Annotated in this window: 16 protein-coding genes and 1 pseudogene; 10 read left to right on the forward strand and 7 right to left on the reverse strand. The window is 69.2% G+C overall.

The window, feature by feature from the left end; all coding sequences use genetic code 11:
* Window positions 1-902: FGGY family carbohydrate kinase (locus RH861_RS15770; RefSeq protein WP_310521797.1), on the forward strand; the 902-nt coding region annotated here is incomplete at its 5' end.
* A gap of 62 nt (window positions 903-964) precedes the next feature.
* Here RH861_RS15770 and trpD read toward each other — a convergent pair.
* Complete coding sequence (gene trpD / locus RH861_RS15775) at window positions 965-2,017, reverse strand: anthranilate phosphoribosyltransferase (RefSeq protein ID WP_067946946.1); 1,053 nt, start codon at window positions 2,015-2,017, stop codon at window positions 965-967.
* Between the two features lie 138 nt (window positions 2,018-2,155).
* On the opposite strand from trpD, the gene ctaE reads away from it, so the two are divergent.
* The 7 genes and pseudogenes from ctaE (at window position 2,156) to RH861_RS15805 (ending at window position 7,912) form a co-directional block, all read left to right on the forward strand.
* Window positions 2,156-2,785: an aa3-type cytochrome oxidase subunit III gene (gene ctaE / locus RH861_RS15780; protein ID WP_067946948.1), complete on the forward strand. Its 630-nt coding sequence runs from the start codon at window positions 2,156-2,158 to the stop codon at window positions 2,783-2,785.
* A 51-nt stretch (window positions 2,786-2,836) separates the two neighbouring features.
* Entirely contained in the window at window positions 2,837-3,628 is a 792-nt protein-coding gene (gene qcrC, locus RH861_RS15785) for a cytochrome bc1 complex diheme cytochrome c subunit (RefSeq protein WP_067946950.1), read from the forward strand.
* A 30-nt stretch (window positions 3,629-3,658) separates the two neighbouring features.
* Complete coding sequence (qcrA, locus tag RH861_RS15790; protein WP_067946952.1) at window positions 3,659-4,735, forward strand: cytochrome bc1 complex Rieske iron-sulfur subunit; 1,077 nt, start codon at window positions 3,659-3,661, stop codon at window positions 4,733-4,735.
* The gene (gene qcrB / locus RH861_RS15795; protein WP_310521798.1) at window positions 4,732-6,339 is read left to right on the forward strand and encodes a cytochrome bc1 complex cytochrome b subunit; all 1,608 of its coding nucleotides are present in this window, start codon (window positions 4,732-4,734) and stop codon (window positions 6,337-6,339) included. The genes qcrA and qcrB overlap by 4 nt, the downstream gene beginning before the upstream one ends.
* Before the next feature lie 32 nt (window positions 6,340-6,371).
* Window positions 6,372-6,494: pseudogene (locus RH861_RS16365) on the forward strand (putative RNA methyltransferase); the annotation flags it as partial.
* Window positions 6,495-6,578: 84 nt separating this feature from the next.
* On the forward strand, window positions 6,579-7,232 hold the full coding sequence (locus tag RH861_RS15800; protein WP_310521799.1) for a methyltransferase domain-containing protein: 654 nt from the start codon (window positions 6,579-6,581) through the stop codon (window positions 7,230-7,232).
* 20 nt (window positions 7,233-7,252) lie between these two features.
* The gene (locus RH861_RS15805; RefSeq protein ID WP_310521800.1) at window positions 7,253-7,912 is read left to right on the forward strand and encodes a methyltransferase domain-containing protein; all 660 of its coding nucleotides are present in this window, start codon (window positions 7,253-7,255) and stop codon (window positions 7,910-7,912) included.
* Between the two features lie 60 nt (window positions 7,913-7,972).
* Here RH861_RS15805 and RH861_RS15810 read toward each other — a convergent pair whose 3' ends face one another.
* The 5 genes from RH861_RS15810 to RH861_RS15830 all read right to left on the reverse strand — a co-directional run bounded on the left by RH861_RS15810 (window position 7,973) and on the right by RH861_RS15830 (window position 13,147).
* On the reverse strand, window positions 7,973-8,416 hold the full coding sequence (locus RH861_RS15810; RefSeq protein WP_067946961.1) for a cytochrome c oxidase subunit 4: 444 nt from the start codon (window positions 8,414-8,416) through the stop codon (window positions 7,973-7,975).
* A complete protein-coding gene (gene ctaD / locus RH861_RS15815) occupies window positions 8,417-10,153 on the reverse strand; it encodes an aa3-type cytochrome oxidase subunit I (protein ID WP_067946963.1) in 1,737 nt (578 codons plus the stop codon).
* 6 nt (window positions 10,154-10,159) lie between these two features.
* Window positions 10,160-11,053: an aa3-type cytochrome oxidase subunit II gene (gene ctaC, locus RH861_RS15820; protein WP_067946965.1), complete on the reverse strand. Its 894-nt coding sequence runs from the start codon at window positions 11,051-11,053 to the stop codon at window positions 10,160-10,162.
* Between the two features lie 198 nt (window positions 11,054-11,251).
* On the reverse strand, window positions 11,252-11,602 hold the full coding sequence (gene erpA, locus RH861_RS15825; RefSeq protein ID WP_067946967.1) for an iron-sulfur cluster insertion protein ErpA: 351 nt from the start codon (window positions 11,600-11,602) through the stop codon (window positions 11,252-11,254).
* 108 nt (window positions 11,603-11,710) lie between these two features.
* The gene (locus tag RH861_RS15830; protein WP_310521801.1) at window positions 11,711-13,147 is read right to left on the reverse strand and encodes a dipeptidase; all 1,437 of its coding nucleotides are present in this window, start codon (window positions 13,145-13,147) and stop codon (window positions 11,711-11,713) included.
* A 40-nt stretch (window positions 13,148-13,187) separates the two neighbouring features.
* On the opposite strand from RH861_RS15830, the gene RH861_RS15835 reads away from it, so the two are divergent.
* Entirely contained in the window at window positions 13,188-13,769 is a 582-nt protein-coding gene (locus RH861_RS15835) for a DUF3043 domain-containing protein (protein WP_067946970.1), read from the forward strand.
* Between the two features lie 25 nt (window positions 13,770-13,794).
* Here RH861_RS15835 and RH861_RS15840 read toward each other — a convergent pair whose 3' ends face one another.
* Window positions 13,795-14,940 carry an alkaline phosphatase family protein gene (locus RH861_RS15840; RefSeq protein WP_310521802.1) on the reverse strand — a complete coding sequence of 382 codons (1,146 nt, stop codon included), beginning with the start codon at window positions 14,938-14,940 and terminating at the stop codon, window positions 13,795-13,797.
* Between the two features lie 76 nt (window positions 14,941-15,016).
* Here RH861_RS15840 and RH861_RS15845 point away from each other — a divergent pair, with 76 nt between their 5' ends.
* Window positions 15,017-17,485, forward strand: a complete 2,469-nt coding sequence (locus RH861_RS15845) for a DNA gyrase/topoisomerase IV subunit A (protein WP_310521803.1) — start codon at window positions 15,017-15,019, stop codon at window positions 17,483-17,485.
* Window positions 17,486-17,494: the final 9 nt, after the last annotated feature.

A 17,494-nucleotide genomic window follows, 5' to 3' on the forward strand; every position in this document is an offset into this window, starting at 1 on the left:
TCCTCGGCATCTTCGGCGTGCCGCGCTCGATGATGCCGGAGATCCGCTCCTCCTCCGAGGTGTACGGGACCGTCGAGTCGTCGAGCCTGCTCCGGGAGGTTCCGGTGGCCGGCATCCTCGGCGACCAGCAGGCGGCGACGTTCGGCCAGGCCGCGTTCGACAAGGGCGAGTCGAAGAACACCTACGGCACGGGCAACTTCCTGATCTTCAACACCGACACCGAGATCGTCCACTCGAAGAACGGGCTCCTCACCACGCTCGGGTACAAGCTGGGCGACCAGCCGGCGCACTACGCGCTGGAAGGCGCGATCGCCGTGACGGGTTCGCTCGTGCAGTGGCTGCGCGACAACCTCGGCATCATCTCGAGCGCTCCGGAGGTCGAGGAGCTCGCGAAGTCCGTGGAGGACAACGGCGGGGCGTATTTCGTGCCCGCGTTCTCGGGTCTGTTCGCACCGTACTGGCGTCCGGACGCGCGCGGCGCACTCGTGGGCCTCACCCGATACGTCAACAAGGGCCACATCGCCCGGGCGGCACTCGAGGCGACGGCGTTCCAGACCCGCGAGGTCATCGACGCGATCAACGCCGACTCGGGGGTCGACCTCACGGATCTCAAGGTCGACGGCGGCATGATCGCCAACGACACGTTGATGCAGTTCCAGGCGGACATCCTGGGCGTGCCGGTCGTGCGACCGGTCGTCGCGGAGACCACGGCGCTGGGTGCCGCCTACGCGGCAGGGCTCGCGGTCGGGTTCTGGTCGGACCTCGACGAGCTCCGCGCCAACTGGCAGGAGGACCGGCGCTGGGAGCCGAAGATGGACTCCGAGGAACGCGAACGCCAGCTCCGGCTGTGGAAGAAGGCCGTCACGAAGACCTTCGACTGGGTCGACGACGACGTGAACTGATCGTCCGGGGTCGACGACGGGGTCCCGCTTCGGCGGGTCCCCGTCGCACGTCTTCGCGCGACTCAGGCCCGGGTCGCGGCGATCCAGTCCTCGAGCTTCCGCGCGGCCGCACCGCTGTCGATGGCGCCCTCGGCGACGGCCATCTTCTCGTGGAAGCGCTCCAGGATGGTCCGCTGCACCTGCGTGGGATCGTTCGCCAGCTCGTACGAGACGAGGCCGGCGGCCGCGTTGAGCACCACGATGTCGCGCACCGGCCCGCGCGCTCCGCCGAACACCTCGTGGACCACCGCCGCGTTGTGCTGCGCGTCGCCGCCCTTCAGCTGCTCGATCTCGGTCCGGGGGATGCCGAGGTCGCGCGGATCGAGGTCGTGCTCCTTGACCGTTCCGCGGGAGACCTCCCAGATGTGGCTGTGCCCGGTCGTGGTCAGTTCGTCCAGCCCGTCGTCGCCGCGGAACACCAGCGCGGTCGCCCCGCGCGTCTGGAACACGCCGACGATGAGCGGAACCCGGTCGAGCTGGGCCACGCCCACGGCAGATGCCTCGGGCCGGGCGGGGTTGCAGAGCGGGCCGAGGAAGTTGAAGACCGTCGGGATGCCGAGCTGCGATCGGACGGGGCCGGCGTGACGGAAGCCCGGGTGGAAGGCCGCGGCGAACGCGAACGTGATGCCGGCCCGATCGAGCACCTCGGCGACGCGCTGTGCGGACAGCGACAGGTCGATGCCGAGGGCGCCGAGGACGTCGGAGGATCCCGACGCGGAGCTCGCGGCCTTGTTGCCGTGCTTGATGACCGGCACGCCGGCGGCGGCGCACACGATCGAGGCCATGGTCGAGACGTTGACGGTGCCGAACCGGTCGCCGCCCGTGCCGACGATGTCGAGGGCCATGGAGTCGGCCGGCAGCTGGACCGCGTGCTCGAGGATCGCGTCGCGGAAGCCGACGATCTCGTCGACCGTCTCGCCCTTGAGGCGGAGCGCGACGAGGAACGCGGCCAGCTGCGCCTCGGTCGCGGCGCCGGTCATGACCTGCTCCATGCACCACGCCGCATCCGACACGCTGAGGTCTTCGCCCTGGAGGAGGGCGTTCAGGACGGCCGGCCAATTCTGCATCGCGGACATGGACCGATCCTATCGACGGGGATTCAAGGCGGATTCACGGGCCCGAGTCGGGCTCGTCACAGGCCCGGTGGCGCTCCCCCAACCTGAGATTCGACGCCACGTCGAAAATTGCCCCGCCGAATCAGCCATAATGGGAGGGTGACGAGCACCTCATTGACGTATCAGGCGAGCGCGCCCGTGATCAAGCGTCCGAACACCGTTGCGGTCGGCACGATCGTGTGGCTCGGAAGCGAGGTGATGTTCTTCGCGGGGCTGTTCGCGATCTACTTCACCCTTCGTTCGACCTCCCCGGAGCTGTGGGAGTTCGAGGCCGGTCGCCTGAACTTCCCGTTCGCCCTGACGAACACGATCATCCTCGTGGCGTCGTCGTTCACCTGCCAGTTCGGCGTGTTCGCGGCGGAGCGCAGCCAGCCCTATCGCACGGGCTGGAAGCCGACGCAGTGGGGCATGGTCGAGTGGTTCTTCCTCACGTATGCCATGGGCGCGATCTTCGTCGCCGGCCAGGTGTGGGAGTACGCGCAGCTCGTCTCCGAGGGCATCGCCCTCGATTCCAACGCCTACGGCTCGGCGTTCTACCTGACGACCGGCTTCCACGGCCTCCACGTCACGGGTGGCCTGATCGCCTTCCTCTTCGTGATCGGCCGCACCTTCGCCGTGAAGAACTTCGGCCACCGCGAGGCCACCAGCGCGATCGTCGTGTCGTACTACTGGCACTTCGTCGACGTGGTCTGGATCGGCCTGTTCCTCGTCATCTACGTCCTCAGATAGCGCCAGACCCGGAAGCGCCACCCCGCAATGCCCGCGAACAGGAAGAGATCAATGACCCGCTCGAAGCGACGCACAGGTCGCCGGCATCCGCTCGCCACGGCCGCGCTGCTCGCGCTCGGCCTCGTGTTCACCGGTGGCGCCTACGCCGCCTTCAGCACGACGACGGCGCAGGCCGAGCCCTCCCCCACGTCGCAGGAGACGATCGAGGAGGGCAAGAAGCTCTTCCAGGCCAACTGCGCCACCTGCCACGGCCTCGACGCCCAGGGCACCTCCGAGGGTCCGAGCCTCATCGGCGTCGGCGCGGCCTCGGTCGACTTCCAGGTCGGCACCGGCCGCATGCCCATGCAGATGCAGGGCCCCCAGGCGCAGGTGAAGCCGCCGCAGTTCACCGATGAGCAGGTCAAGCAGCTGGCGTACTACGTCGGCTCGCTCGGACCCGGCCCCGACATCCCCGCCGACAGCCTCGTCAACGGCGGCGGCGACGCCGCCAACGGCGCCGAGCTCTTCCGCATCAACTGCGCGATGTGCCACAACGTCGCGGGTGCCGGCGGTGCGCTGACCGAGGGCAAGTACGCTCCCCCGCTCACGGACGTCTCGGGCGTCCACATCTACGAGGCCATGGTCACGGGCCCGCAGAACATGCCGGTCTTCAACGACCTCAACATCACGCCCGAAGACAAGCGCGACATCATCACCTACCTGCAGTACGTGCAGGACAACCGTTCGCCCGGCGGGTTCGAGCTCGGCTCGCTCGGTCCGGTCGCGGAGGGCCTGTTCATCTGGATCTTCGGTCTCGGCGCCATCGTCGCGATCACCGTGTGGATCACGGCGAAGTCCAACTAGGGCCGACCGAAGAAGCGAAGAAGGAGAACCATGGCACAGGACGACCACAGCGGTTCTGAGATCGCCGCTGCCGACTCGTCGCACGCCGCGAACGTCCCCGCCGTGAAGACGGGCACCGCACTCATCCCCACGGACGCGTTCGAGAACCCCGGCTTCCCGCCGCACCGCCCGCGCGTTACCGACGAGGACCCGGCGAAGGAGAAGCGCGCGCAGCGCACCGTCTACACGCTCTTCTACCTGTCGATCCTCGGCAGCGTCTGGGCGATCGCCGCGTACATGCTCTTCCCGATGGAGGGCAACAACGTCGGCGACGTCCGCCTGAACAACATGTTCGTCGGCCTCGGCGCGACCCTCGCGCTCCTCGGCATCGGCTTCGGCGCCGTCCACTGGGCCAAGTCGCTCATGGCCGACGTCGAGCTCGCCGACGAGCGCCACCCGATCGGCGGCAACCCCGTCGCACGGGAGGGCGCCATCCAGGTGTTCCAGGATGCCGACCGCGAGTCCGGCTTCTCGCGCCGCTCCGTCATCCGCAACAGCCTCATCGGCGCGCTGCTCGTCTTCCCGCTGCCGGCCGTCGTCCTCTTCCGCGGACTCGCGCCGCAGGATGAGAACCCGGTCGAGCTGCTCAGCCACACCATGTGGAAGCAGGGCACCCGCCTCACGCTCGACCCGTCCGGTGTGCCGATCAAGGCGTCCGACGTCACCATCGGCAGCGCGTTCCACGTCATCCCCGAGGGTCTCGCCGAGATGCACCACGGTCGTCTCGAGGAGAAGGCCAAGGCGGCCGTCCTCCTCATGCGCCTGAACCCCGAGGAGCTCAACGAGACCGAGGAGCGCGCCTCGTGGTCCTATGACGGGATCGTCGCGTACTCCAAGATCTGCACCCACGTCGGCTGCCCTGTCGCACTGTACGAGCAGCACACGCACCACCTGCTCTGCCCGTGCCACCAGTCGCAGTTCGACGTGGCGAACCACTGCGAGGTCATCTTCGGACCGGCGGCGCGGCCCCTGCCGCAGCTGCCGATCGCGGTCGACGACGAGGGCTACCTCGTGGCGCAGAGCGACTTCACCGAACCCGTCGGCCCGAGTTTCTGGGAGCGCAATTGAGCACCGCAACCACCCAAGCGCCGCAGCGCCGCTCCGTCACCGGCGCCGCGTCGAACTACATCGACCAGCGCACCAGCCTCTCGACGTTCGTCCACGCGCTCGGCCGCAAGGCGTTCCCCGACCACTGGTCCTTCCTGCTCGGTGAGATCGCACTCTTCAGCTTCGTGGTCATCCTGATCACGGGCACGTTCCTGACGTTCTTCTTCCAGGCCTCCATGGCCGAGGTCGAGTACGAGGGCTCGTACGTGCCGCTGAAGGGCGTCGAGATGTCGGTCGCCATGGCCTCGACGCTCGACATCTCGTTCGACATCCGCGGCGGTCTCTTCGTCCGCCAGATGCACCACTGGGCGGCGCTCCTGTTCGTCGCCGCGATCGGCCTGCACATGTTGCGCGTGTTCTTCACGGGGGCGTTCCGCAAGCCGCGCGAGCTCAACTGGGTGATCGGCTTCGTGATGTTCATCCTCGCCATGGGCGAGGGCTTCACGGGGTACTCGCTTCCGGACGACCTCCTCTCGGGCAACGGCCTCCGGATCATCGACGGCATGATCAAGGGCTTCCCGCTGATCGGCACCTGGACCTCGTTCCTCCTCTTCGGCGGCGAGTTCCCGGGCACGGCGATCGTCGGCCGCCTGTACACGCTCCACATCCTGATCCTGCCGGTGATCCTGCTCGCGCTCATCGCGATCCACCTGCTGTTCGTGGTCGTGCACAAGCACACGCACTACGCCGCGCCGGGTCGCACCCAGCAGAACGCCGTGGGCCCGCCCATCCTCCCCGTGTACGCCGCGAAGGCCGGTGGCTTCTTCTTCATCGTCTTCGGCGTCCTCGCGCTGATCGCATCGCTGTTCACGATCAACCCGATCTGGAACTACGGTCCGTACGACCCGTCGCCGGTCTCCGCCGGCACGCAGCCCGACTGGTACATCGGATTCGCCGACGGCGCGCTCCGCCTCGTGCCGCCCGGGTGGGAGTTCGTGCTGTTCGAGCGCACCTGGTCGCTCAACATCCTCGTGCCGGTGGTCGTGCTCGGGCTGTTCATCGTCACCGTGCTGATCTACCCGTTCATCGAGGCGTGGGTGACCGGCGACAAGCGCGAGCACCACATCGCGGACCGCCCCCGCAACGCGCCCACTCGCACCGCCATCGGCGCGGCCGGCGTGACGTTCTACGCGGTCCTGTGGGCGGCGGCCTCGTCCGACCTCATCGCGACGCATTTCATGCTGACGATGGAGGGCGTGATCCACACGCTGCAGGCCCTGCTCATCCTCGGCCCGATCGTCGCCTACTTCGTCACCAAGCGCGTCTGCATCGCGCTGCAGAAGAAGGACCGCGAGATCGTCCTGCACGGGTACGAGTCCGGCCGCATCGTGAAGCTGCCCGGCGGCGAGTTCATCGAGGTGCACCAGCCGCTCGACGAGTACGAGCGTTGGAGGCTCGTGAGCTACGAGTCGTACCAGCCGCTCATGCTGCGTCCGAACGACCGCGGCAAGATCACCGTCGGTCAGCGCCTTCGCGCGGGCATGTCGCGGTGGTTCTTCGAGGACCGCATCACGCCGGTCACGAAGGGCGAGCTCGAGGCGTCGCACCACACCTCGCACCACTGATCCGCTCCCCCATCGCAATCGGGCACCGGGCCATGTCGATCGATTCGACCTGGCTTCGGTGCCCGAACTGCTTCCAGCCACTGGAGTCCGTTGACGAACGCGTCCTCGGATGCGACACGGGTCACCGATTCGACCTGACGAAGCACGGGACGGTCACGCTGCTCCCGCCCCGCGCGCCGAACCTCACCGGGGATTCGCGCGAGATGCTGGAGGCTCGTGCGGCGCTTCTCGAATCCGGCGTGTACGAACCGATCGCCCGCGCGATCGAGGACGACGCAGCGGCGAACCTGCACCTCGAGGGCTCGGCGCCGCGGATCGTGGATCTCGCCTGCGGCACCGGCTACTACTCGGGACGGCTGTCGGCGCGCTTCGACGGGGCGAACCTGCTGCTCGTCGACCGCTCCCCCGCTGCGGTTCGGATGGCGCGACGCGGGAACCCGCACGCGACCGGTGTGGTCCTCGACCTCTGGCGCCCACTTCCCATCCGGGACGCCGTCGCCGATCTGTCGATCAACGTCTTCGCTCCTCGAAACCCCGACGAGTTCGCGCGGATCACGCGTGAGGGCGGGTTGCTCGCGGTGGTGGTTCCGACCGACCGGCACCTGGCGGAGCTCCGCTCCGCCGGCGCCATGCTGGACATCCCGAGCGGCAAGGCCGAGCAGGTGACAATCCAGTTGTCGAGCGCAGGATTCGACCCGGTGACCAGCACGACGCTCGACTACGTCGCGGAGCTGGATGAAGCCCAGTGCGCCGCGCTCGTCGGAATGGGACCGGCGGCACACCACGTCCGACCGAGCGATCAGACGGCCGCGCCCAGCCCGGGAGTCGGTTCCGGCGCGGGGATCACCGCAGTCACGGTGTCGGTGGACGTGCTCCTCTTCCGTCGCCGCTGAGCCTGGCCCATACTGTCCGCATGGACGGGTGCTGCGGACCCTCGCATCCGGACGGCTACGACGAGGTGTTCGACGGCCGATTCGCCCAGCGCGTCGCGCGGCGCTACGGCGCGAGGGGGCTGTCGCGCATCGAACGCCGTCTCGTCGAATTCCTCGAGGAAGCCGGCGTCCGCGGGGCCACCGTGCTCGAGATCGGCGGCGGCGTCGGCGAGATGCAACTCGAGTTGCTGGCGCGTGGCGCGACGCGGGCGGTGAACGTCGAGCTCTCGAACGGCTACGAGCGCGACGCCGAACGGTTGCTCAGGGAGGCGGGCGTCGCCGATCGGGTGACCCGTCTGGTGGGCCTGGATGTCGCCGTCGACCCCGAGGCGATCGAGCCGGCCGATCTCGTGGTGCTCAACCGGGTCGTGTGCTGCTATCCGGAAGCGGAACGGCTCCTCACGGCGGCCGCGAGCCGGGCGAGACGCGCGCTCGTGTTCAGTCACCCCAGGCGGAACTGGGTGATCCGCTCGCGCGTCGCGATCGAGAACCGGATGCATCGCCGCGCCCAGGTGGACTTCCGATCGTACGTCCACCGGCCGCAGGCCATGCGCGACGCGGTGCGTCGTGCGGGCTTCGAGATCCGGGACGAGCGGTCCGGGTTGGCATGGTGCACGGTCGGGGCCGTGAGATCCCTCTGAACGCCGGCTGCAACGCACGACGCCCCGGCCGTATGGGACCGGGGCGTCGTGACAGTGCGATCAGCGGGCGAAGTTGCCTCGGTAGTACTCGAAGACCCAACCCACCAGGCCGATCAGCGCCAGGGGCACCGCGATGAAGGTGATCCAGAAGCCGACCGCGAGGCCGAGGAACGCGAGCGCCGCGCCACCGGCGAGGACGATGGGCCACCAGCTCCACGGGCTGAAGAAGCCCAGCTCGGCGTCGCCGTCGTCGATGTTCGCGTCGAGCCGGTCCTCGGGGAGCTCACCGCCCTGCTCCTTGTGCACGCGCCCCAGGTAGAACGCGATGAAGGCGCTCAGGATGGACGTGAGGGCGAGGGCGATGGTGCCGGCCCACTCCGGACCCGCGCTGAACGAGTTCGCGATCCGGGAGGCGCCGTCGATCGAGCTCCAGAACGCGTAGACCGCGGTCGCGAGGGCGAAGAAGCCGGTGAGGACCCAGAAGAGGATGACGTTGGTGCGCATCTACTTGACTTCCTTGGTGTCGGCGTCGTACACGGGTGCCTCGGGCGCGTCCTTGGCCGGACCGATGCCCACGGGGATGCCCGCCTCCGGGTGGTTGAGGTCGAACGCGGGGCGCTCGGAGCGGATCCGCGGGATCGACGTGAAGTTGTGCCGGGGCGGGGGGCAGCTCGTCGCCCACTCCAGCGATCCGCCGTAGCCCCACGGGTCGTTGACCGTCACCTTGGGCGCGCGACGGGCCGTCACGTAGACGTTCAGGAAGAACGGGATCATCGAGACCGCGAGGATGAACGCACCGATCGTGGAGAGCTGGTTCATCCAAGTGATGTTGTCCTCGGGCAGGTACGAGTAGTACCGGCGCGGCATGGCGACGACGCCCAGCCAGTGCTGGATGAGGAACGTCGTGTGGAAGCCGATGAACAGCAGCCAGAAGTGCCACTTGCCGAGCGTCTCGTTCAGCATCTTGCCGGTCCACTTGGGCCACCAGAAGTAGAACCCGGCGAACATGGCGAACACGACCGTGCCGAAGACCACGTAGTGGAAGTGCGCCACCACGAAGTAGGTGTCCGACACGTGGAAGTCGAGCGGCGGCGAGGCGAGGATGACGCCGGTGAGACCACCGAAGACGAACGTGATCAGGAAGCCGAGCGACCAGATCAGCGGCGTCTCGAAGGTGATCGACCCGCGCCACATGGTTCCGATCCAGTTGAAGATCTTCACACCCGTCGGAACGGCGATGAGCATCGTCATGAGGGCGAAGAACGGCAGCAGGACGGAGCCGGTCACGTACATGTGGTGGGCCCAGACGGACACCGACAGCGCTGCGATGGCGATCGTCGCGTAGATCAGCGTCTTGTATCCGAAGATCGGCTTCCGGCTGAACACCGGGAAGATCTCCGAGACGATGCCGAAGAACGGCAGCGCGATGATGTACACCTCGGGGTGTCCGAAGAACCAGAACAGGTGCTGCCACAGGATGACGCCGCCGTTCGCGGGGTCGTAGATGTGCGCACCGAAGATGCGGTCGGCCGACGCGGCCAGGATCGCCGCGGCGAGCACCGGGAACGCCATCAGGACCAGGATCGACGTGACGAGCGTGTTCCAGGTGAAGATCGGCATGCGGAACATCGTCATGCCGGGCGCGCGCATCGTGATGATCGTCGTGATGAAGTTCACGGCACCGAGGATCGTGCCGAAACCGGACATGCCGAGGCCGAGCATCCAGAGGTTGCCGCCGATACCTGGTGAGAAGGTCGTCGATGCGAGCGGTTGATAGGCGAACCAGCCGAAGGATGCCGCGCCCTGCGGCGTGAAGAAGCCCGCGACGGCGATCAGCGAACCGAAGTTGAACAGCCAGTACGCGAAGGCGTTCAGGCGCGGGAACGCGACGTCCGGGGCTCCGATCTGGAGCGGCATCAGCACGTTGGCGAACCCGGCGAACAGCGGCGTCGCGAACATGAGCAGCATGATCGTGCCGTGCATCGTGAACAGCTGGTTGTACTGCTCACGCGTCTGGACGATCTCGAGGCCGGGCTCGAACAGCTGAGCGCGGATGATCAGCGCCATCACGCCGCCGATGAGGAAGTAGATGAACGAGGTGATCAGGTAGAGGTACCCGATGACCTTGTGGTCGGTGGAGGTGATCCACTTGACCATGATGTTGCCCTTGCGCTCGACCTTCGAGGCGCCGAACGGCTGCGACGTCGCCGTGGGGCGAGCCGGTGCTGTGGTGGTGCTCATCGCGGCTTACTCTTCCTCTTTCAGTTCGGGCGCGCCCGTGCCGGGCAGGTTCTGGTTGCGGTCGTACTCGCTCGACAGCTGGCCCTCCTGGCCGGCGTCGCGCAGCGACTCGATGTAGTCCTCGTACTCGGCCTCGGAGACGACCTCGACGTTGAAGAGCATGAGCGAGTGGTACTCACCGCAGAGTTCCGCGCACTTGCCGGCGTACGTGCCCTCGCGCTCCGGGACGAACGACATGTAGTTGGTCTTGCCCGGGAACATGTCCTTCTTGTAGAGGAAGTCCACGACCCAGAACGAGTGGATGACGTCGCGGGCCTCGAGGGCGATCTCGACGTTCGCGCCGACCGGCAGCACCAGCGTCGGCAGCTCCTCCTGCTTGACGGAGCCGGCGGGGCCCTCCTCGTCGAGCTGCGCCTGGATGCCGGCCGAGTAGACGTCCTCGTTCACGTAGTTGAAGTCCCACGCCCACTGCTTCGCGATCGCCTCGATCTTGACGTCGACGTCGTCCTCGGCGAACCGCTCCTCGATCGCCGCCTGGTCACGCGCGGTGAATGCGAAGAAGCCGAGCACCAGGATGAGCGGCACGACGGTGTAGAACACCTCGATCGGCATGTTGTAGCGCAGCTGCACCGGCAGGCCCGTCTGGCCCTTGCGACGCCGATAGGCGATCACCGCCCAGATCGTCAGGCCCCAGGTGACGACGCCCACGATGAGCAGCACGATCCACGAGGTGACCCACAGGCCCGAGATGCGCTCGGCGTGGTTGGTCGTGGGCGGCTCGCCCTCGACGAACCCGGGGAGGAATCCGTTCAGCTGTGCCTGCGTGCATCCGGCGAGGACGAGGCTGAGCGTCGCTGCGATCGGAACAGCAGCCCATCGGAGACGGCGATTGTGGCGCACCGGTGACCTTTCGGGAGACTCGAAGGCGCTTCTCAGCGAAGCGCATTGATCGGTCCTAGCCTACTCCGTACCGGCACCCCGGTCGTGCACGCTCGGCGCCCATTCGGCGAGATGTGCGGCGAAAAGGCGGACCACCTGCGGAAAATGCGGAAGGGAGACCCGCCGTGGCGGATCTCCCTTGCGGAAGCGACGTGGGTCTCAGTGGAACGAGTCGCCGCACGCGCAGCTGCCCTGCGCGTTCGGGTTGTCGATCGTGAAGCCCTGCTTCTGGATCGAGTCCTCGAAGTCGATGGTCGAACCGTCGAGGTACGGCACGCTCATCTTGTCGACCACGACCTCGACGCCGGAGAAGTCGACGACGGCATCGCCGTCGAGCATCCGCTCGTCGAAGTAGAGCTGGTAGATGAGGCCGGAGCAGCCGCCGGGCTGGACGGCGACGCGGAGACGGAGGTCGTCGCGCCCCTCCTGCTCGAGGAGGCTGCGCACCTTGGCGGCGGCGGGCTCGCTCAGCTTCACGCCGTGGGCGGCGTCGGTGATCGTGTCGCTCATGTCACTCCTCGGAAGTCTTCGGTGCCTCGATTGTACCTGCGCAGGCTGGGCAGCTCCCCCGCCGGCGCCGCTCGGGTGCGGCATCCGTCGTCGTGCGGGCGACGTGCCTCAGGCGGAGGACCGCGCCTGGAGCCGGGCGAGCAGCGCCGCCTCGGTCAGCACCGCCCGCCGGAACACCCCGAGGTGGAGGGACTCGTTCGGGCTGTGCGCGCGCGAGTCGGGATCCTCGACGCCCGTCACGAGGATCTGCGCGGCGGGGAACTCCTCGACGAGCTCGGAGATGAACGGGATGGAACCGCCCACGCCGATGTCCACGGGCTCCCTCCCCCATGCCTCGGCCATGGCCGCGCGCGCCTCGGCGACCGCCCAGCCGCTCGTGTCGACGAGGAACGGCTGGCCCGTGTCGACGTCGTCGATCGCCAGGTGGGCGCCGAAGGGGGCGCGCTCGCGCAGGTGCGCCTGCAACGCCGCCAGCGCCTCGCCGGCGTCCTGGCCGGGCGCGATGCGCGCGCTCAGCCGGACGGACACGCTCGGGAGGAGGGTGTTCGACGCGTTCGCGACGGAGGGGGCGTCGATCCCCGTCACCGTGATCGAGGGCTGTGCCCAGATGCGCGAGAGGATGCTGCCGCGGCCGACGGGCTCCACGCCGTCGAGCAGCCCCGTCTCGGCCCGCAGCTGCGCCTCCGGGTAGTCCGGCGTCGCGAGGTCCGCGGACCGCAGCCCTTCGACGGCGACGGCTCCGTCGGCGTCCCACAGGGAGTCCAGCAGGCGCACCGCCGCGAGCATCGCATCCGGTACCGCGCCGCCGAACATGCCCGAGTGCGAGGCGTGGTCGAGCGTCGAGACCGTGAGGCGGAAGGTCACGTTCCCGCGGAGCGCCACGGTGAGCGCCGGGGTGTCGACGTCCCAGTTGTTGGAGTCGGCCACCACGATCGCGTCGGCCTCGAGCAGGTCGCGGTTCTCCCGCAGGAAGGCCGCGAACGAGCGGGAACCGAACTCCTCCTCGCCCTCGATGAAGAGCGCGATGCCGAGGTCGAGGTCCTCGCCGACGACGTCGATGAGCGCACGGATGGCGGCCACGTGCGCCATGACGCCGGCCTTGTCGTCGGCCGCGCCCCGGCCGTACAGCCGGTCGCCGCGGAGCGTCGGCTCGAACGGGGCGGAGTCCCAGTCCTCGTCTCGCCCGGGCGGCTGCACGTCGTGGTGCGCGTACAGCAGGACGGTCGGCCGTCCGTTGCGGGCGGCCCGCCGTGCGACCACGGCAGGCTGGCCGAGTGCGGCCCCGTCGCCCTCGCCGATCGGCGCGCGACGGACGTCGACCAGGTCGAAGACGCCGAGGTCGCGCACGAGCTCGGCGACCGCGTCCGCGCTCGCGGCGACGTGCGCAGGATCGAAGGCGGCCCACGAGACCGACGGGATGCGGACGAGCCGAGTGAGATCGGCGACGGTGCGCGGGAAGCCGGCCTCGACCGCCTCACGCAGCCGTTCGACGGTCGGATCGGCGGAGTCGCGGGCAGGCTGGACGTCGGGTCGCAGGTCGGTCATGCGGGTAATCTTAAGGCGAACCGAATCGACGAGGACTCCCGTGGCAAAGCACCCCAGTACCGACCTCCCCGCTCCGCAGACCGGCGACGGCGACCACGCCGCACCCAAGGTCGGCAAGGGCGCCCCCACTCCGACCCGCGCCGAGCGCGAGGCCGCTCGGAAGCGTCCGCTCGTGCCGAACGACCGCAAGGAAGCGGCGCGCCAGGCCCGCGCGAAGGCCGCTGAGGCCCGGGAGCGGGCCCGGCTCGGCCTCGCGGCCGGCGACGAGAAGTACCTTCCGGCTCGCGATCGGGGTCCGCAGAAGAAGTACGTGCGCGACTACGTCGACGCGCGATTCAGCATCGGCGAGATCCTCATCCCCGTCATGTTCGTCGTGATCGTGCTCACGTTCGTGCCGAGCTACGAGGTGCAGACGATCGGCATCTTCGCCCTCTGGGCGTTCTTCCTCGTCTCGGTGGTCGACGTCATCATCCTCGGCTTCGTGCTGCAGCGGAAGCTCGCGGCCCGGTTCGGCGCCGACAAGGTCGAGCGGGTCCGCTGGTACGCCGCGATGCGCGCGCTGCAGCTCCGGCCGCTGCGCCTGCCCAAGCCCCAGGTCAAGCGGGGCCAGTACCCGGCCTGAGGCTGCCCGGTGCTCCGACGGAGCCTCAGGAGCGCGTGAAGACGCCCGCACGGATCAATGGGATCCGCGTCTCGTCGTCGGTCATCGAGCCGTGCTGGCCGACCATCGACTCGCCCCGTCGATCCGCTTCCCGCCGGTCGTAGTACGCGACGCCCGCGCGGGCCGAGATGAGGATGTCGGCGATGCGGTCCCGGTTGGCGGGGTCGACGTCGCCGTAGAGCCCGGCGGCCACCGCCTCGTCGCCGGACAGCACCCACGCCCGTGCGCCCTCGGCCTCGCGCCATCCGTCGAGGAGTGCGGCCCGGTCGGTCGCCGGGAGGTCGGGCTCGAAGACGAGCCCGAGGCATCGCGGCTCCCCCGCCACGTGCCGGATCCCTTCGAGCAGGTCGGGCCTCGCATCGACGAACACGTGGCGGTGCGCCGGCACGTCGACCATGCCGTGGTCGGCCGTGACGAGCAGCCCGACGCCACGCGGCATCCGCCGTTCGAATGCGGCGACCTCGGCATCGAGCGATTCGAGCGCGGAGATCCACCGGTCGGACTCCCAGCCGTGCGCATGCGCGATCTGGTCGAGCTCCGAGACGTAGACGTACACGAGCGCCGGCCCCTCCTGCACGACGCGCGCGGCCTCGGCGAAGCGGTCGGCGATCGTCGCGCCGGCTCGGTACTCGGCGCCCCGCAGGACCGCGCGGGTGAACCCCGAGGTCGCGTAGCGCGTGCCGCCGACGGCGACGGCGCGGATGCCGCGCTCGAGCGCCTGGTCGAACACGGTCTCATGCCGCTGCCACTCCTCCGGCACCATGCGGTCGTCCCAGCCGCTCAGCTGGTTCACGACGCGGTCGTGGCGACGGTCAGGCACGCGGTAGCCCATCAGGCCGTGGACGCCGGGCATGAGCCCGGTGGCGAAGCTCGCGATCGCCGCCGCCGTCGTCGACGGGAACACCGTGCGGATCACGTCCCGCTTGGACATCCGGCCGGCCAGCGCGCGGGCGTGGCCGGAACGGGCCGCGAGATTGGCCGCGCCGAGGCCGTCGACGAGCACCACGACGGCCGAGGTCGCGGACGGCAGGCCGAGCGGGTTCGGGCCAGCGGCCACGGATGCGAGGGCGGCGCCCAGGACTGCGGTGAGCCGCGGGGCTCCGTCGGCGGGCACCGGTAGCATGGCAGGCATCGCGCCCAGTCTGGCACAGGCCGGGCGCGGTCCCCGTTCCCCCGCGCGCGCATCGCGCCCTGCCCAGAGACGACGAATGACCCCAGGCAAGAACGAGTCCCCCGCATCCCAGATCACCGAGCGGATCGACGATGTCGACGTCGCCGAGGAGATGCAGGGCTCGTTCCTCGAGTACGCCTACTCGGTCATCTACTCGCGCGCGCTGCCCGATGCGCGCGACGGCCTGAAGCCGGTTCAGCGCCGCATCCTCTACATGATGAGCGACATGGGCCTCCGACCCGACCGCGGCCACGTGAAGTCGGCCCGCGTCGTGGGCGAGGTCATGGGAAAGCTGCACCCGCACGGCGACTCGGCGATCTACGACGCGCTCGTCCGGCTCGCGCAGCCCTTCACGCTCCGCGTGCCGCTCGTCGACGGTCACGGCAACTTCGGCTCGCTCGACGACGGCCCGGCCGCCGCTCGGTACACCGAGGCGCGGATGGCGCCGCCCGCCATGTCGATGACGGAGGACCTCGACGAGGACGTCGTCGACTTCGTCCCCAACTACGACAACTCGCACCAGCAGCCGGAGGTGCTGCCGGCCGCCATCCCGAACCTGCTCGTGAACGGGGCGAGCGGCATCGCGGTGGGCATGGCCACGAACATGGCGCCGCACAACCTCATCGAGGTCGTCGCGGCCGCGCGCCACCTGCTCGAACACCCGCAGTCGACGCTCGACGAGCTCATGGAGTACGTGCCGGGCCCGGACTTCCCCTCCGGTGGCACGATCGTCGGCCTCGCCGGCATCCGCGACGCCTACGCGACCGGGCGCGGCTCGTTCAAGACCCGCGCGAAGGTGAGCATCGAGCAGCTCACCGCCCGCAAGACCGGCCTCGTCGTCACCGAGCTGCCCTACCTCGTCGGCCCCGAGAAGGTCATCGAGAAGATCAAGGACGGCGTCAACGCCAAGAAGATCACGGGCATCGCGGATGTCACCGACCTGACCGACCGCAACCGCGGCCTGCGCCTCGTGATCGGCGTCAAGACCGGCTTCAACCCGCAGGCGGTGCTCGAGCAGCTCTACCGGCTCACACCGCTCGAGGACGGCTTCAACATCAACAACGTCGCCCTCGTCGACGGCCAGCCGCAGACGCTCGGCCTTCGCGAACTGCTCGAGGTGTACCTGGCGCACCGCATCCGGGTCGTGACCCGGCGCTCGGAGTTCCGCCTCGCGCGGCGACGCGAGCGCCTGCACCTCGTCGAGGGCCTGCTCATCGCGATCCTCGACATCGACGAGGTCATCCAAGTCATCCGCACGAGCGACGACGCGGATGCCGCGCGCTCGCGCCTCATCGACGTGTTCGACCTCAGCCGGCTGCAGGCCGAGTACATCCTCGAGCTCCGCCTCCGCAGGCTCACGAAGTTCTCCCGCATCGAGCTCGAGGCCGAGCGGGACCAGCTCCTCGCGGAGATCGCCGACCTCGAGGAACTCCTCGGCAGCGACGCGCGCATCCGCGCCCAGGTCGGGGAGGAACTCAGTCGAGCGGCCGATCTCTACGGCACCCCACGGCGGACCATGCTGACCGAGGCGAAGGTCCAGCCGAAGACGCGCAAGGCGGTCGACCCGGCCGACCTGCAGCACGCCGATGTGCCCTGCCGGGTCATCCTGAGCGCCACCGGGCGGATCGCCCGCATCGACGCGGCCGAGGGCACCGACGCCGTGCAGCTCGCACCCCCGGCGCGACGGGCGAAGCACGACGCCGTCCGCTCCGAGCTCGACACCACGAGCCGCACCGAGATCGGGGCGGTGACCTCCAAGGGCCGCCTCATCCGGTTCTCGCCGCTCGAACTGCCCGTCCTTCCGGCCAACTCGGTGCACCTGGCGGCCGGCGTCAAGGCCGGCGAGTACCTGGCACTCTCCGACCGCGACGAGCGCGTCGTCGCCGTGGTCTCGCTCGAGTCGCCGAAGCCCATCGTGCTCGGCACCGAGCAGGGTGTCGTCAAGCGCATCGCGCCCGGCACCTACCCGGCTCGGCCGGACTTCGAGATCATCGCCCTGAAGCCGGGCGATCGCGTGGTCGGGGCGTCCCAGGGCGGCGACGACGACGAGCTCGTCTTCGTCACGAGCGACGCCCAGCTGCTGCACTTCCCCGCCTCCGCGGTGCGCCCCCAGGGCTGCCCGGCGGGCGGCATGGCCGGCATCAAGCTCGCCTCCGGCGCGCGGGTCATCGACTTCGAGGCGCTCGCTCGCGACGACATCGATGGGGCGGTCGTCGTCACCGTCGCGGCAGCCAGCGACACGCTGCTCGGCGCCGATCCCGGCGCGGCGAAGGTCTCCGACTTCGCCGAGTACCCGGGCAAGGGCCGGGCGACCGGCGGAGTCCGCGCGCACCGGTTCCTCAAGGGCCAGGACGCCCTGTCGGTCGCCTGGGTCGGTCCCGGCCCGGCGCACGCCCTCGCCGCGGACGGCACGGTGCGTGCCCTGCCCGAGGGCGGCGCCAAGCGCGACGGCTCGGGCCAGCCGCTCGAGGCGGTCGTGCAGGTCGTCGGGCGCGCCATCCGCTGACCTGGCCGG

The organism is Agromyces indicus, from assembly GCF_031432295.1.
GTDB lineage: Bacteria > Actinomycetota > Actinomycetes > Actinomycetales > Microbacteriaceae > Agromyces > Agromyces indicus.